The sequence below is a fragment of the Pseudomonas oryziphila genome (genome assembly GCF_003940825.1).
In the GTDB taxonomy this organism is placed as follows: Bacteria; Pseudomonadota; Gammaproteobacteria; order Pseudomonadales; family Pseudomonadaceae; genus Aquipseudomonas; species Aquipseudomonas sichuanensis.
The window spans coordinates 5288766-5304443 of the sequence record NZ_CP034338.1 but is presented as its reverse complement, the minus strand read 5'-3'; the positions used below and the strand labels follow the sequence as shown (position 1 = coordinate 5304443).

Here is a 15678-nt window from a genome sequence, read left to right as displayed (position 1 = left end):
TTTCAGGTTTCGCAGCACTGCTCAGAACTTAGAAATGAACATTCGGCAATGAATGTTGATTTCTGACTTTTGTCAGATCGTTCTTTAAAAATTCGGATATGTGATAGATAGACTGACATGCACTTTCACTGGTGTGTGATCAGGCTAAGGTAAAATTTGTGAGTTCTGCTCTTAATTGAGCGAAATGCGAATTTTCGGCGAATGTCGTCTTCACAGTATAACCAGATTGCTTGGGGTTATATGGTCAAGTGAAGAAGCGCATACGGTGGATGCCTTGGCAGTCAGAGGCGATGAAAGACGTGGTAGCCTGCGATAAGCTTTGGGGAGTCGGCAAACAGACTGTGATCCAGAGATCTCTGAATGGGGGAACCCAGCCAGCATAAGCTGGTTATCTTGTACTGAATACATAGGTGCAAGAGGCGAACCAGGGGAACTGAAACATCTAAGTACCCTGAGGAAAAGAAATCAACCGAGATTCCCTTAGTAGTGGCGAGCGAACGGGGACCAGCCCTTAAGTTGGTTTGAGATTAGTGGAACGCTCTGGAAAGTGCGGCCATAGTGGGTGATAGCCCCGTACACGAAAATCTCTTATCAATGAAATCGAGTAGGACGGAGCACGAGAAACTTTGTCTGAATATGGGGGGACCATCCTCCAAGGCTAAATACTACTGACTGACCGATAGTGAACCAGTACCGTGAGGGAAAGGCGAAAAGAACCCCGGAGAGGGGAGTGAAATAGAACCTGAAACCGTATGCGTACAAGCAGTGGGAGCCTACTTTGTTAGGTGACTGCGTACCTTTTGTATAATGGGTCAGCGACTTATATTCAGTGGCGAGCTTAACCGAATAGGGGAGGCGTAGCGAAAGCGAGTCTTAATAGGGCGCTTTAGTCGCTGGGTATAGACCCGAAACCGGGCGATCTATCCATGGGCAGGTTGAAGGTTAGGTAACACTGACTGGAGGACCGAACCGACTACCGTTGAAAAGTTAGCGGATGACCTGTGGATCGGAGTGAAAGGCTAATCAAGCTCGGAGATAGCTGGTTCTCCTCGAAAGCTATTTAGGTAGCGCCTCATGTATCACTGTAGGGGGTAGAGCACTGTTTCGGCTAGGGGGTCATCCCGACTTACCAAACCGATGCAAACTCCGAATACCTACAAGTGCCGAGCATGGGAGACACACGGCGGGTGCTAACGTCCGTCGTGAAAAGGGAAACAACCCAGACCGTCAGCTAAGGTCCCAAAGTCATGGTTAAGTGGGAAACGATGTGGGAAGGCTTAGACAGCTAGGAGGTTGGCTTAGAAGCAGCCACCCTTTAAAGAAAGCGTAATAGCTCACTAGTCGAGTCGGCCTGCGCGGAAGATGTAACGGGGCTCAAACCATGCACCGAAGCTACGGGTATCACCTTTTGGTGATGCGGTAGAGGAGCGTTCTGTAAGCCTGTGAAGGTGAGTTGAGAAGCTTGCTGGAGGTATCAGAAGTGCGAATGCTGACATGAGTAACGACAATGGGAGTGAAAAACTCCCACGCCGAAAGACCAAGGTTTCCTGCGCAACGTTAATCGACGCAGGGTTAGTCGGTCCCTAAGGCGAGGCTGAAAAGCGTAGTCGATGGAAAACAGGTTAATATTCCTGTACTTCCAGTTATTGCGATGGAGGGACGGAGAAGGCTAGGCCAGCTTGGCGTTGGTTGTCCAAGTTTAAGGTGGTAGGCTGAGATCTTAGGCAAATCCGGGATCTCAAGGCCGAGAGCTGATGACGAGTGCTCTTTAGAGCGCGAAGTGGTTGATGCCATGCTTCCAAGAAAAGCTCCTAAGCTTCAGATAACTGGGAACCGTACCCCAAACCGACACAGGTGGTTAGGTAGAGAATACCAAGGCGCTTGAGAGAACTCGGGTGAAGGAACTAGGCAAAATGGCACCGTAACTTCGGGAGAAGGTGCGCCGGCGAGGGTGAAGGACTTGCTCCGTAAGCCCATGCCGGTCGAAGATACCAGGCCGCTGCGACTGTTTATTAAAAACACAGCACTCTGCAAACACGAAAGTGGACGTATAGGGTGTGACGCCTGCCCGGTGCCGGAAGGTTAATTGATGGGGTTAGCGCAAGCGAAGCTCTTGATCGAAGCCCCGGTAAACGGCGGCCGTAACTATAACGGTCCTAAGGTAGCGAAATTCCTTGTCGGGTAAGTTCCGACCTGCACGAATGGCGTAACGATGGCGGCGCTGTCTCCACCCGAGACTCAGTGAAATTGAAATCGCTGTGAAGATGCAGTGTATCCGCGGCTAGACGGAAAGACCCCGTGAACCTTTACTATAGCTTTGCACTGGACTTTGAGCTTGCTTGTGTAGGATAGGTGGGAGGCTTTGAAGTGGGGACGCCAGTTCTCATGGAGCCATCCTTGAAATACCACCCTGGCAACCTTGAGGTTCTAACTCAGGTCCGTTATCCGGATCGAGGACAGTGTATGGTGGGTAGTTTGACTGGGGCGGTCTCCTCCCAAAGAGTAACGGAGGAGTACGAAGGTGCGCTCAGACCGGTCGGAAATCGGTCGTAGAGTATAAAGGCAAAAGCGCGCTTGACTGCGAGACAAACACGTCGAGCAGGTACGAAAGTAGGTCTTAGTGATCCGGTGGTTCTGTATGGAAGGGCCATCGCTCAACGGATAAAAGGTACTCCGGGGATAACAGGCTGATACCGCCCAAGAGTTCATATCGACGGCGGTGTTTGGCACCTCGATGTCGGCTCATCACATCCTGGGGCTGAAGCCGGTCCCAAGGGTATGGCTGTTCGCCATTTAAAGTGGTACGCGAGCTGGGTTTAGAACGTCGTGAGACAGTTCGGTCCCTATCTGCCGTGGACGTTTGAGATTTGAGAGGGGCTGCTCCTAGTACGAGAGGACCGGAGTGGACGAACCTCTGGTGTTCCGGTTGTCACGCCAGTGGCATTGCCGGGTAGCTATGTTCGGAAGAGATAACCGCTGAAAGCATCTAAGCGGGAAACTTGCCTCAAGATGAGATCTCACTGGGATCTTTGAATCCCCTGAAGGGCCGTCGAAGACTACGACGTTGATAGGTTGGGTGTGTAAGCGCTGTGAGGCGTTGAGCTAACCAATACTAATTGCCCGTGAGGCTTGACCATATAACACCCAAGCAATTTGCGCGTAAGCCGAATTGTGGTGGTGAAGACGAAAAACCCGAAAGTTCGCAACATCACAAATCGCATATCCGAATTAGCCAAGAGTGTTCACAAGACATTCTGGGCAACCGAATTTCTTGACGACCATAGAGCATTGGAACCACCTGATCCCATCCCGAACTCAGTAGTGAAACGATGCATCGCCGATGGTAGTGTGGGGTTTCCCCATGTGAGAGTAGGTCATCGTCAAGATTCATTCCGCAAAACCCCTATCTGCGCATGCAGGTAGGGGTTTTGTCTTTTCCGGATCGGAAAAGATCAACCCCGTGATATGGTTCCCCACCATATTCGCCCGCCTTCACGAGAGCGCCCAATGGCCAACACGACCTCACTGCACCCAGGTTTCATGATCGTCCAGGGCAATCGCCTGGATGACTTGCGCAATCTGGTGGTGAGTGTGATGCGCCGCTTTCCCTTGGCACCGCTGGAAAACGAAATCGCCCTGGTACAGAGCAACGGTATCGCCCAGTGGCTGAAACTGGCGTTGGCCGAGGATCCGCTGGACGGCGACCTGGGCGGCTGCGGCATTGCCGCCGCGATCGACGTGCAGTTGCCCGGCAGCTTCATGTGGCAACTGTACCGAGGAGTGCTGGGCCGCGATGAAATCCCCGAAGTGTCGCTGCTCGACAAAGCCCCCCTGACCTGGCGCCTCATGCGCCTGCTGCCGGAGGTCATCGAGCGCCCGCACTTCGAGCCCCTGCGCCGCTTCCTCACCGACGACAGCGACCTGCGCAAACGCTATCAGCTGGCCGAACGCCTGGCCGACCTGTTCGACCAATACCAGGTCTACCGTGCCGACTGGCTCAAGGATTGGGCTGCCGGGGACCATGTGCTCAACACCGCCCGCGGTGAACGCAAGCCCCTGGCTGCCGGCAACCGCTGGCAGGCCGAGTTGTGGCGAATCCTGCTCGAAGACGTAGGCGAAGAGGGCATGGCCCAGAGCCGCGCCGGTGTGCACCAGCGCTTCATCGAACGTATCAATAGCCTGGAACAAGCGCCCGCTGGCCTGCCCGCGCGATTGATCGTGTTCGGCATCTCATCGCTGCCGGCACAGATCCTCGAGGCCATGGCCGGCCTGGCACGCTTCAGCCAGGTACTGCTGTGCGTGCACAACCCCTGCCGCCACCACTGGGGCGACATCGTTGCCGACAAAGACCTGCTGCGCCACCAGTACAAACGCCAGCAGCGCAAGCAAGGCATGCCCATGCTGCTGGACGACGAGCTGCTGCACCAGCACGCGCACCCGCTGCTGGCCGCCTGGGGCAAGCAGGGCCGTGACTACATCAACCTGCTCGACAGCTACGACGACCCCGGCAGCTATCAGGCCGTGTTCAACGATGGCCGCATCGACCTGTTCAGCGACGGTGAACCCAAGAACCTGCTCAACCAGCTGCAGGACGACATCCTCGAACTTCGCCCCCTGGCCGAAACCCGCGAGCAATGGCCCCAGGTGGACCCTGCCAAGGACCGCTCCGTGCGCTTCCATGTGGCCCACAGCCCCCAGCGCGAAGTCGAGATCCTGCACGACCAGCTGCTGGCCCGCTTCAGTGCCGACCCCAGCCTGCGCCCGCGCGACATCATCGTCATGCTCCCGGCCATCGACACCTACGCCCCGCACATTCGCGCGGTGTTCGGCCAGCTGGAGCGCAGCGACCCACGCTATATCCCGTTCACCCTGACCGACCAAGGCCAACGCGGCCGCGATCCCTTGCTGATCGCCCTCGAACACTTGCTGAAGCTGCCCGACAGCCGTTTTGCCGTGAGTGAGGTACTCGACCTGCTGGACGTACCGGCAGTGCGCGCCCGCTTTGCGATCGAAGAAAGCGACCTGCCCACCCTGCACCGCTGGATCGAGGGCGCCGGCATCCGCTGGGGCCTTAACGCCCGGCAACGCGCCACCCTCGGATTGCCCGAAGGCCTGGAGCAGAACAGCTGGCGTTTCGGCCTGCGCCGAATGCTGCTGGGGTACGCGGTGGGCGTAGGTGAGGGCTGCGATGGCATCGAGCCCTACGACGAGATCGGCGGGCTCGATGCCGCCCTGATCGGGCCGCTGGTTGCCTTGCTCGACGCCCTGGACATCGCCTGCCAGGCACTTTCGCAGCCGGCCACGGCCACGCAATGGGGCGAGCGCCTGCATGCGCTGCTGCAGATCTTCTTCCTGGCCGAAAACGAGCACGACGAACTGCTGCTGGTGCAGCTCCAGGACCTGCGCGACACCTGGCTGGAAACCTGCGAGGCGGTCAGCCTGCAAGACCTGCTGCCGCTCACCGTGGTTCGCGAAGCGTGGTTGTCGGGCCTCGACCAGGGCAAATTGTCCCAGCGTTTCCTCGCAGGTTCGGTGAACTTCTGCACCTTGATGCCCATGCGCGCCATCCCGTTCCGGGTGGTCTGCCTGCTGGGCATGAACGACGGCGACTACCCTCGTGCGCAGCCACCGCTGGACTTCGACCTGATGGCCAGCGACTACCGCCCGGGCGACCGTTCGCGCCGCGAAGATGACCGCTACCTGTTGCTCGAAGCGCTGCTGTCGGCGCGTGACCAACTGTACGTCAGCTGGGTCGGGCGCAGCATCCGCGACAACAGCGAGCGCCCAGCCTCGGTGCTGATCGGACAGTTGCGCGATCACCTGGCCGCTGGCTGGCAACTGACCAACGCCAAACCAGGGCAGAAGGACGATGCCGGTCAACAACTGCTGCATGCCCTGACCCAGGAGCACCCGCTGCAACCGTTCAGCCAGCGCTATTTCCAGAAAGGCAGCCCGCTGTTCAGCTTTGCCCATGAGTGGCTGGTCCTGCATCAGGATGCCGCAGAGACCCAGGCAGCCCATGCCCCGTTGCTGCCCTACAGCAGCGATGAGCCATTGAGCCTGACGCAGTTGCAGGATTTTTTGCGCCATCCCGTCAGGCACTTCTTCAGCCAGCGCCTGAAAGTCTACTTCGAAGCCCTGGAAGCACCCACGCCGGACGAAGAACCCTTCGCCCTCGACGCCCTGCAACGCTACGGCCTGAGTGAAAGCCTGCTGGGTGCCGCCCTGGCCGAGCCGGACAACCCCGAGCAGGCGCTGCAGGCCCAGGCCCGCCGCCTGCAAGCCTGCGGCCTGCTGCCGCTGGCCGGGTTCGGCGAGGCGTTGCAGGCCGAGCTGATCCAGCCCCTGCCAGACCTGCTGCAACGCCATGGGCAATTGCTGCAGCGCTGGCCAACGCTGGTGGAAGGCGCCTTGCCGATCCACTTCGAGCACGGCCTGCACCGCCTCGAGGGCTGGCTGGGCCGGGTCTACCAGGCCGACGACCAGAGCCTGCTGAGCATCGCCACCGTGCCCAACACCCTCAGCGCCGGGCGCAACAACCTCAAGTGGCACCGGCTGATCCCGGCCTGGGTCATGCACCTGGCCGCCTGCGCCTCGGGCTACCCGTTGCACAGCGCCCTGGTGGCCAGCGACCTGACCCTGCTCCTGGCGCCCTTGCCGCAAGGCCAGGCCGCCGAACGGCTGGGCGAACTGCTGGTGGCGCGCCAGGCCGGCATGAACGCGCCCCTGCCTGTCGCGGCCAAGACCGCCTTCGCCTGGCTGGCCCAGGAAGACCCGGACAAGGCGCTTGCCGCTGCCGCCCGCGCCTACGAAGGTGACGGCCTGATCAGCCACGGCGAGCGCAGCGAAAGCCTCGCCCTGGCCCGCCAGTACAACGACTTCGCCGCGCTGGTGCTGGATGAAACCTTCGAAGGCTGGTGCGAAGCCCTGTACCGCCCCCTGTTCGCAGCGCCCTGGCAGACCCTCGGCAACCCGGAGAGCGCCCAATGAGCCAAGCCCGCCCGCTGGCCTTGAGTTTCCCCCTGCACGGCAGCCAGCTGATCGAAGCCAGTGCCGGCACCGGCAAGACCTTCACCATTTCGGCGCTGTACCTGCGACTGATCCTCGGCCACGGCGGCGAGCAGGGCTTTGCCCGCGAGCTGCTGCCCCCGCAGATCCTCGTGGTGACCTTCACCGACGCCGCCACCAAAGAGCTGCGCGAACGCATCCGTGCTCGCCTGGCCGAGGCGGGCCGGTTTTTCCGCGGCGAGCTGGACGACGCCGACCCGCTGCTGCAGCAGCTGCGCGACGAGTATCCACAGGAGCATTGGCCACGCTGTGCCAGCCGCCTGGAGATCGCCGTGCAGTGGATGGACGAGGCCGCGGTATCGACCATCCACGGCTGGTGCCAGCGCATGTTGCGCGAGCACGCCTTCGACAGTGGCAGCCTGTTCACGCAAAGCCTGGAAACCGACCACAGCGAGCTGCTTGGCCAGGTCATGCGCGACTACTGGCGGCGCTTCTGCTACGGCATGCGCGGCGAGTCCCTTGCGTGGGTGCGCGGCAACTGGGGCAGCCCCGATGCACTGCTGCCCCGCATCCGGCCCTTGTTCGGCCGGGTGCGCAGCGAACAGCACGACGAAGACCCGCAACAACTGATCGAAACGACCCTGCGCGAGCGCAGTGAGCAGCTGCGCCAGCTCAAGGCGCCATGGGCCGCCTGGGCCGATGAGCTGCAGCAGATCTGCCGCGACGCCGTGGCCGCCAAGCAGGCCGACGGTCGCAAGCTTCAGGCGCGCTATTTCGAGCCCTGGTTCGACAAGCTCAAGGCCTGGGCTGGCGACGATCAAGCCATGGACCTCGACCTGGGCACCGGCTTCACCCGCCTGACCCCCGACGGCATGGCCGAGGCGTGGAAGGTCGGCGAGCCGCCGAGCCATCCAGCCCTGCACGCCATGCAAACCCTGCGCGAACAATTGCAGGGGCTCGCCAGCCCCGAGGTGCGCGTGCTGGAACATGCCGCCGCCTGGGTCTCGGCGCGCTTCGAAGTGGAAAAGCGCCGCCGCGCCGAAATGGGCTTCGACGACATGCTGCTGCGCCTGCAGCATGCGCTGGCCAGCGAGTCCGGCGAGCGCCTGGCCGGGTTGATCCGCGAGCAGTTCCCGGTAGCGCTGATCGACGAATTCCAGGACACCGACCCGGTGCAGTACGGCATCTTCGAGCGCATCTATCGCATCACCGAGAACAACCCGCAAACCGGCCTGTTCATGATCGGCGACCCCAAGCAGGCGATCTACGCCTTCCGTGGCGCCGACATCTTCACCTACCTGGCCGCCCGCCGCGCCACCGCCGGGCGCCTGCACAGCCTGGACACCAACTACCGCTCAAGCCAGGCCATGGTCGCGGCCGTGAACCGTGTCTTCCTGCAGGCCGAGGCGCGTGCTCAAGGCCGCGGCGCCTTCCTGTTCCGCGCCCATGGCGACAACCCCTTGCCCTTCGTCGAGGTCCGCGCCAAAGGCCGCGGCGAACAGCTGCTGATCGACGGCCAGCCCACAGCGGCGTTGTACTGCTGGCATCTGCAAAGTGACGAGCCAGTGTCCAACACCCTGTATCGCCAACGCCTGGCCGCCAGTTGCGCCAGCCATATCGTGGCCGTGCTCAACGGCGGCCAGCAGGGCGTCAGTGGCTTTGCCGGCAGTGACGGCGCACTGCGCCCGTGCCTGCCGTCCGATATCGCCATCCTCGTGCGCGACGGTCGCGAAGCGCAGTTGGTCCGTGCTGAACTGGCGGCCCGCGGGGTGCGCAGCGTCTATCTGTCGGACAAAGATTCAGTGTTCGCCGCCCAGGAAGCCCACGACCTGCTGGCCTGGCTCAAGGCCTGCGCCGAGCCGGACGCCGAGCGCATGCTCAAGGCCGCCCTGGCCAGCCTGACCCTCGGCCTGCCGCTGATCGAACTGGAACGCCTGAACCAGGACGAGCGGGTCTGGGAAGACTGGGTCATGCGCTTTCGCCGTTACCGCGAGATCTGGCAGCGCCAAGGCGTATTGCCGATGCTGCGCCGCCTGCTGCACGACTTCCACCTGCCGCGCAGCCTGATGGCGCGCACCGACGGCGAGCGGGTGCTGACCAACCTGCTGCACTTGGCCGAACTGCTGCAGCAGGCGGCCGGCGAACTGGATGGCGAGCAGGCATTGATCCGCCACCTGGCCGAGCACCTGGCCAATGCCGGGCAGGCCGGCGAAGAGCAGATCCTGCGCCTGGAAAGCGACGAGCAGTTGGTCAAGGTGGTGACCATCCACAAATCCAAAGGCCTGGAATACCCCCTGGTGTACCTGCCGTTCATCTGCACCAGCAAGCCGGTGGATGGCTCGCGCCTGCCGCTGTCCTGGCATGACGACGACGGCATCGCGCACCTCACGCTCACCCCCGATGCGCAGCAAGTCGAACGTGCCGACGACGAGCGCCTGGCAGAAGACCTGCGCCTGCTCTATGTCGCCCTGACCCGCGCCCAGCACGGTTGCTGGCTGGGTGTCGCCGACCTCAAGCGCGGCACCCAGCGCAGCTCGCAATTGCACCGCTCGGCCCTGGGTTACCTGCTCGGCGGCGGCCTGCCTCTGACGGCCTCCAGCCAACTGGGCGAGTGGCTGCAGGCCCTGGGGGCGAACAGCCCGGCCATCATCAGTGGGCCGCTGCCCGAGGCAGACGAGCAAAGCTACCGTACCCCGGCGAACGACAGTGAGCTGTTGCCGGCACGCAAACCTCGACGGGCCGCCGCCGAGCAGTGGTGGATCGCCTCCTACAGTGCGCTGCGCGTCGGCGATCAAACGCTCATCGCCGACAGCTCCCAGGCCCAGCAACTGTTGGACGACGAAGCCCTGGACAGCCAGCTGCTGCGCGAAGTGCCGGCCGAGTCCGGTGATATCCACCGCTTCCCCCGTGGCCCCAACCCCGGCACCTTCCTCCATGGCCTGCTCGAATGGGCCGGCTTGGAAGGCTTCGCCGCCGTGAGCAGCCAGCCCGAGCTGATCGAGCGCACCGTGGGCCGGCGCTGCAACCGTCGCGACTGGGCCGGCTGGATCCCCACGCTCAGCCAGTGGCTGCAGCAGATGCTGGTGCAGCCCATGCCGTTGCAGGGCGCTACCTTGCAGCTGGCGGCACTGAGCCAGTATCAGATCGAGATGGAATTCTGGTTTGCCAGCCATCAGGTCGATGCCGTGCGCCTCGACCAACTGGTGGTTCGCCATACCCATGACGGCGCCGCGCGCCCGGCGCTGCAGCCGACCCAGCTCAACGGTATGTTCAAAGGCTTCATCGACCTGGCCTTCGAGCTGGACGGGCGCTACTACGTGGCCGACTACAAATCCAACTGGCTCGGCCCCGACGCCCAGGCCTATGGCGCACTGGCCATGGAGCAGGCGATCCTCGAGCACCGCTACGACCTGCAGTACGTGCTCTACCTGCTGGCCCTGCACCGACAGTTGCGCGCACGCCTGCCCGACTACGACTACGACCGCCATGTCGGCGGTGCCCTGTTCATCTTCCTGCGCGGCACCCACTCGGCCGGCCATGGCCTGTATCACGCCCGGCCGCCACGCGCGCTGATCGAAGCCCTCGATGCGCTGTTCCGTGGCGAGCACGCGCCCGCGCAGCAGGATCTGTTTGCTGGAGCCACGCCATGAGCCGCAGTCTCGACGACCTTCTGCCGACCCCGCTGCAGGCCGAGCACCTGTCTGCCCTGGCGCCACTGCACGACAGCCACGACCTGCTGGCCCTGCTCGACCGCTGGGTGGAGCGTGGCTGGCTGCGTGCGCTGGACCGGGCCTTCGTCGGCTTCCTCGAAGAGCTCGCCCCGGGCAGCGATCCGTTGGTGCTGCTGGCGGCGGCGCTGGCCAGCCACCAACTGGGCCACGGCCATGTCTGCCTCGACCTTGCCCAAACTCTGGCCGAGCCAGACTTCGCCCTGTCGCTGCCGCCGGAAGGCGATGCCCTGGCCGGGCCGCTGCTGCTGCCTTCGCAGTTGCTCGCCAGCCTCGACCTGAACACCTGGTTGCAGCGCATCGACCAAAGCCCCTTGCTGGCAGCAGGCGGCAGCCGCGCACAGCACACGCGCCCATTGGTGCTCAACGGTGAACGTTTGTACCTGCGCCGCTACTGGGCTTATGAGCGGCGCATCGACGGCGCCTTGCACGAGCGCCTGGCCCGTCAGCAGCCGTTGCAAGCGGACCTGTCGGCGCGGCTGGCGCAGCTGTTCGAAGGCGGTGCCCCCACCGGTGAAGTGGACTGGCAGAAACTTGCCTGCGCCCTGGCCACCCGTGCCGGTTTCAGCGTCATCACCGGCGGCCCCGGTACCGGCAAGACCACCACGGTGGTGCGCCTGTTGGCCCTGCTGCAGGCACCGGCGGTAGAGCAGGGCCGGCCCCTGCGCATTCGCCTGGCGGCGCCCACCGGCAAGGCAGCGGCGCGCTTGACCGAGTCCATCGGCCAGCAGGTCGAGCGGTTGCAGGTCGACAGCGCGGTGCGCGCGCAGATCCCCACCGACGTCAGCACCGTGCACCGCCTGCTCGGCAGCCGCCCGGGCTCGCGCCACTTCCGGCACAACGCAGGCAACCTGTTGCCACTGGATGTGCTGGTGATCGACGAGGCGTCGATGATCGACCTGGAAATGATGGCCAACCTGCTCGACGCGTTGCCCCCCAATGCGCGACTGGTATTGCTGGGCGACAAGGACCAGTTGGCCTCGGTGGAGGCGGGTGCGGTGCTCGGCGACCTGTGCCGCGACGCCGAGGATGGCTGCTACTGGCCGCAGACCCAGACCTGGCTGGAGCAGATCGGCGGCCAATCGCTGGCCAACAGCGGCCTGAAACCGGGCGAAAGCCCGCGCAGCCCGCTGGCCCAGCAGATCGTCATGCTGCGCCATTCCCGGCGTTTCGGTGAAGGCAGCGGCATTGGCCAGCTGGCACGGCTGGTCAACCGCCAGCAGGCCCCCGAGGCCCGCGCGCTGCTGGCCAGCAAGCCCGATGACGTCTTTTGCCTGACCCTCGGCGGCGAGCACGACAAGCGCTTCGACCGCCTGCTGCTCGAAGGCCTCAACCGCGGCGCCGAAGGCCCGCAGGGCTATCGCAGCTACCTGCGCAACATCGGCCGCCTGCGCCCGCCGCCGGGCACCCCGGCAGAGGATCCGCGCTGGGAACAGTGGGCCGGCGAAGTGCTGAGCCGTTTCGAGGACTTCCAGCTGCTGTGCGCGGTGCGCAAGGGCGCCTGGGGCGTGGAAGGCCTGAACCAGCGGGTGGAGCGGGTGTTGCACAATGCCGGGCTGATCGACAGCCAGCAGCTGTGGTACGAGGGGCGCCCGGTACTGGTAACCCGCAACGACTACGGCCTCGGCCTGATGAACGGTGATATCGGCATTGCCCTGCGCCTGCCCGATGACCAGGGCCAGGCCCCGCTGCGCGTGGCCTTCCCGCGTAACGACGGCAGTGGCGGGGTGCGTTTCGTCCTGCCCAGCCGCCTGAGCGAAGTGGAAACCGTGTTCGCCATGACCGTGCACAAGTCCCAGGGCTCGGAGTTCAGCCACACCGCGCTGGTGCTGCCCGACGCTCTCAACCCGGTGCTGACCAAGGAGCTGGTGTACACCGGCATCACCCGGGCCAAGCACTGCTTCAGCCTGATCGAGCCGCGCAGTGGCGTGTTCGAGGAGGCTGTGGGGCGCAGGGTGCGACGTGTTTCGGGGCTGATGCTGGAACAACTGTGATACGGGCGTACCACGTTGCTGTGCTATCGTTGCGGCATTATCTGGCAACTTTTTGAGAGATTTCCCACATGACAGTGGCTGTCTCGGTCTTGAGGCGGGTGAAGGATTGCGCGCGCTCGCTGCTGATGGCCACGCTGTTGCTGACCGGCGTGTGCGCCCAGGCGCAGGCCGGCGAGCCGAGCGCGCAGGCGCAGCAACGGGCCAAGGCCGTGACCCAGGTGGTACTGGGCATCCTCAGTTATGCCCGCTGGCCCGCCGAGCCCAACCCCCTGCGCCTGTGCCTGGTCGGCCCCACCGAATACGCCGACGACCTGATCAAAGGCACTGCGCAGAATTCCGGGCAGCCACTGCAGGTGCGCCGCCTGCTGGCCGGCAATGCCAGCCTGGCCAGTGCCTGTGACGCCGTTTACATCGGCAAGCTCGAACCCGGCGAGCGTGATCGCCTGTTCCAGGCCATCAGCGGTCACCCGGTGCTGAGCATCACCGAAGCCGACGACCCCTGTACCGTGGGCAGCCTGTTCTGCCTGCGGGTCAGCGATCAGCAGGTGGCATTCGACGTCAACCTCGACTCGGTGGCGCGCAGCGGCGTGCGCATCCACCCCAGCGTGCTGCAGTTGTCGCGGCGGCGGGCGGCGCAGCCATGAGCGGCCCTGACCAGCGCATGCCCCGGCCGACGCTGCGAGCGGCGCTGGGGCGTGGCCACCTGGGTATTGCCCTGCTCGCCGCCGGCCTGGCCGGGGTGCTGGTGACCCTGCTCGGGGTGGCCGCCTTGCGCGTCTATGCCAACCACAACCTGCATTTGATCGCCCGCTCGATCAATTACACCGTCGAAGCCGCCGTGGTGTTCGACGACAGCCCAGCGGCCAACGAGGCACTGGCGCTGATCGCCGAGACCGAAGAGGTGGCCGAGGCCAAGGTTTTCGACAACGATGGCAAGCTGCTCGCCCACTGGCAGCGCGATGACCGAACCCTGATGGCACAGCTGCAAAGCCAGGTGGCGCGGACCCTGCTGGAGCAGCCAGTCAACCTGCCGGTGCAGCACAAGGGCCAGAAGGTCGGGCATGTCGAACTGGTCGGCCAGGGCGGCAGCCTGTTGCGCTTCCTGCTCAGTGGCCTGGTCGGGATCCTGCTGTGCACGGTGCTCAGTGCGCTACTGGCGTTGTACCTGTCGCGCCGGCTGTTCGCCGACATCATCCGCCCGCTGCGCCACCTGGCCAGCGTGGCCCACGCAGCGCGCCGCGAACGCAGTTTCGACCGGCGCGTGCCGCAAACCCAGATCGCCGAACTCAACGAACTGGGCAATGACTTCAATGCCTTGCTCGACGAACTGGAGGTCTGGCACAGCCACCTGCAAAGCGAGAACGAAACCCTCGCCCATCAGGCCAGCCACGACAGCCTCACCGGGCTGCCCAACCGCGCCTTCTTCGAGGGCCGCTTGAACCGCAGCCTGCGCAGTGCCGAGCGCCAGGGCGAGCGCCTGGCCCTGCTGTTCCTCGACAGTGACCATTTCAAGCAGATCAACGACAGCCTCGGCCATGCCGTGGGTGACGAAGTGCTGATCACCATCGCCAGCCGGGTGCGCGCGCAACTGCGTGAGCATGACCTGGTGGCGCGCCTGGGCGGCGACGAGTTCGCCGTGCTGCTGGCGCCGCTGCAGGCGCGTGAAGATGCCCAGCGCATCGCCGAGAAGATCATCGCCAGCATGCAGCTGCCGATTCTGCTGGAGGATGGCACCCGCATCACCAGCTCGCTCAGTGTCGGTATCGCCTATTACCCGGACGACGGCCACGACCCGGCCAGTCTGCTCAATGCCGCCGATGCGGCGATGTACCAGGCCAAGCGCAAGCGCCGTGGCCATTGGCAAGTGGCACAGACGGAACGCTGCGCCACGGATGTAAAAAGCACAGGAGCTGAACCGTGATCGACCGTTTGTTATCGCTGCGTTTGCCGTTGTTCGCCATGGCCCTGGCCCTGCTCGCCCTCGGCGGCTGCCAGAGCGTACCGCCCAAGGGCCTGACTGCGGAGCAGGTGGCCGTGCTCAAGCGCGAAGGCTTTGCCCCTGTCGATGAGGGCTGGGCCTTCGATCTGTCCGGCAAGGTGCTGTTCGGCAGCGACCTGGACGGCCTCAACAGCCAGAGCGAAGCGATCGTCGAGCGTATCGGCAAGGCGCTGCTGTCGGTGGATATCCAGCGCGTGCGCATCGACGGCCACGCCGATGCCTCGGGCAAGGCCGCCTATAACCAGCAGCTGTCCGAACGCCGCGCCCAGAGCGTGGCCAAGGCGCTGGCCGGCATCGGCATGCAGCCGCAGAACATCCAGACCCGCGGCCTGGGCAGCAGTCAGCCGGTGGCCGACAACCGCACCAGCGCCGGGCGCATGGAGAATCGCCGGGTGTCGATTGTGGTGGCGTCGGACTGACGCCCCGGGGCCGCTGCGCGGCCCAATCGCTGGCAAGCCAGCTCCCACAGGGATCGCGTATAGCATGTGGTCGATGCGGTCGGGGTGGGAGCCGGCTTGCCGGCGAAAGGGCCGCAAAGCGGCCCCAATGCTGCAGGTTTCACTGCCCCAAGGTCACTCCGTCTCCTTCATCGCCTCCAGCTTGCCGACCTGCTCGCTGGCCAGCCGGCTGATGATCCGGATCGCCTGATGAATCCCCGCCGTATTGCGGAAGCTCAGCTGTGGGTTGTGCTCGCACTCCAGCACCTCGTCATGCTGGACCAGTGCTTCACCGAGCAATTCGAGGGTCCAGGCGTAGCTTTGGATGGTGGACAGGCGTTCGTGGTCAGTCATGGGATGCCTCCCGGTTTGCGCGGGTGGCGAGGGATTGGCTGTCGATTGGGTAGAAGGTTGGAGAAGGGGGCGCCGCGGGGGATGGGCGGCGGAGAGCGGATGCGAGGATCCTCAGTATCGTGGTGGTCATGCATGAGTTCCTTTCGTTATGGAACTGC

7 protein-coding genes and 2 rRNA genes are annotated in these 15678 nt (G+C 63.7%); 8 read left to right on the top strand and 1 reads right to left on the bottom strand.

The features are described from left to right. Window positions 1-242 precede the first annotated feature (242 nt). The 8 genes from EJA05_RS24735 to EJA05_RS24700 all read left to right on the top strand — a co-directional run bounded on the left by EJA05_RS24735 (window position 243) and on the right by EJA05_RS24700 (window position 15148). Window positions 243-3137 (top strand): 23S ribosomal RNA (locus EJA05_RS24735). 133 nt (window positions 3138-3270) lie between these two features. Continuing rightward, window positions 3271-3386 (top strand): 5S ribosomal RNA (gene rrf, locus EJA05_RS24730). Between the two features lie 121 nt (window positions 3387-3507). After that, window positions 3508-6990 carry an exodeoxyribonuclease V subunit gamma gene (gene recC / locus EJA05_RS24725; protein ID WP_125860501.1) on the top strand — a complete coding sequence of 1161 codons (3483 nt, stop codon included), beginning with the start codon at window positions 3508-3510 and terminating at the stop codon, window positions 6988-6990. Continuing rightward, a complete protein-coding gene (gene recB / locus EJA05_RS24720) occupies window positions 6987-10658 on the top strand; it encodes an exodeoxyribonuclease V subunit beta (RefSeq protein ID WP_125860499.1) in 3672 nt (1223 codons plus the stop codon). Before recC ends, recB begins: the two co-directional genes overlap by 4 nt. Further along, window positions 10655-12730 carry an exodeoxyribonuclease V subunit alpha gene (gene recD, locus EJA05_RS24715; RefSeq protein WP_125860497.1) on the top strand — a complete coding sequence of 692 codons (2076 nt, stop codon included), beginning with the start codon at window positions 10655-10657 and terminating at the stop codon, window positions 12728-12730. The genes recB and recD overlap by 4 nt, the downstream gene beginning before the upstream one ends. A 68-nt stretch (window positions 12731-12798) precedes the next feature. After that, window positions 12799-13374 carry a YfiR family protein gene (locus EJA05_RS24710; RefSeq protein WP_125860495.1) on the top strand — a complete coding sequence of 192 codons (576 nt, stop codon included), beginning with the start codon at window positions 12799-12801 and terminating at the stop codon, window positions 13372-13374. Then, window positions 13371-14651 carry a diguanylate cyclase domain-containing protein gene (locus EJA05_RS24705; protein ID WP_125860493.1) on the top strand — a complete coding sequence of 427 codons (1281 nt, stop codon included), beginning with the start codon at window positions 13371-13373 and terminating at the stop codon, window positions 14649-14651. Before EJA05_RS24710 ends, EJA05_RS24705 begins: the two co-directional genes overlap by 4 nt. A 38-nt stretch (window positions 14652-14689) precedes the next feature. Further along, on the top strand, window positions 14690-15148 hold the full coding sequence (locus EJA05_RS24700) for an OmpA family protein (protein WP_125861424.1): 459 nt from the start codon (window positions 14690-14692) through the stop codon (window positions 15146-15148). Between the two features lie 153 nt (window positions 15149-15301). On the opposite strand, the gene EJA05_RS24695 is transcribed toward EJA05_RS24700, so the two are convergent. Beyond that, window positions 15302-15520, bottom strand: coding sequence for a hypothetical protein (locus EJA05_RS24695; protein WP_125860491.1), 219 nt, complete (start codon window positions 15518-15520; stop codon window positions 15302-15304). Between the last annotated feature and the right edge of the window lie 158 nt (window positions 15521-15678).

Coding starts and splice junctions, on each gene's coding strand:
- EJA05_RS24705 (WP_125860493.1), top strand. CDS start 13,371: ATGAGCGGCCCTGACCAGCGCATGCCCCGGCCGACGCTGCGAGCGGCG.
- recC (WP_125860501.1), top strand. CDS start 3,508: ATGGCCAACACGACCTCACTGCACCCAGGTTTCATGATCGTCCAGGGC.
- EJA05_RS24700 (WP_125861424.1), top strand. CDS start 14,690: ATGGCCCTGGCCCTGCTCGCCCTCGGCGGCTGCCAGAGCGTACCGCCC.
- EJA05_RS24695 (WP_125860491.1), bottom strand. CDS start 15,520: ATGACTGACCACGAACGCCTGTCCACCATCCAAAGCTACGCCTGGACC.
- recB (WP_125860499.1), top strand. CDS start 6,987: ATGAGCCAAGCCCGCCCGCTGGCCTTGAGTTTCCCCCTGCACGGCAGC.
- EJA05_RS24710 (WP_125860495.1), top strand. CDS start 12,799: ATGACAGTGGCTGTCTCGGTCTTGAGGCGGGTGAAGGATTGCGCGCGC.
- recD (WP_125860497.1), top strand. CDS start 10,655: ATGAGCCGCAGTCTCGACGACCTTCTGCCGACCCCGCTGCAGGCCGAG.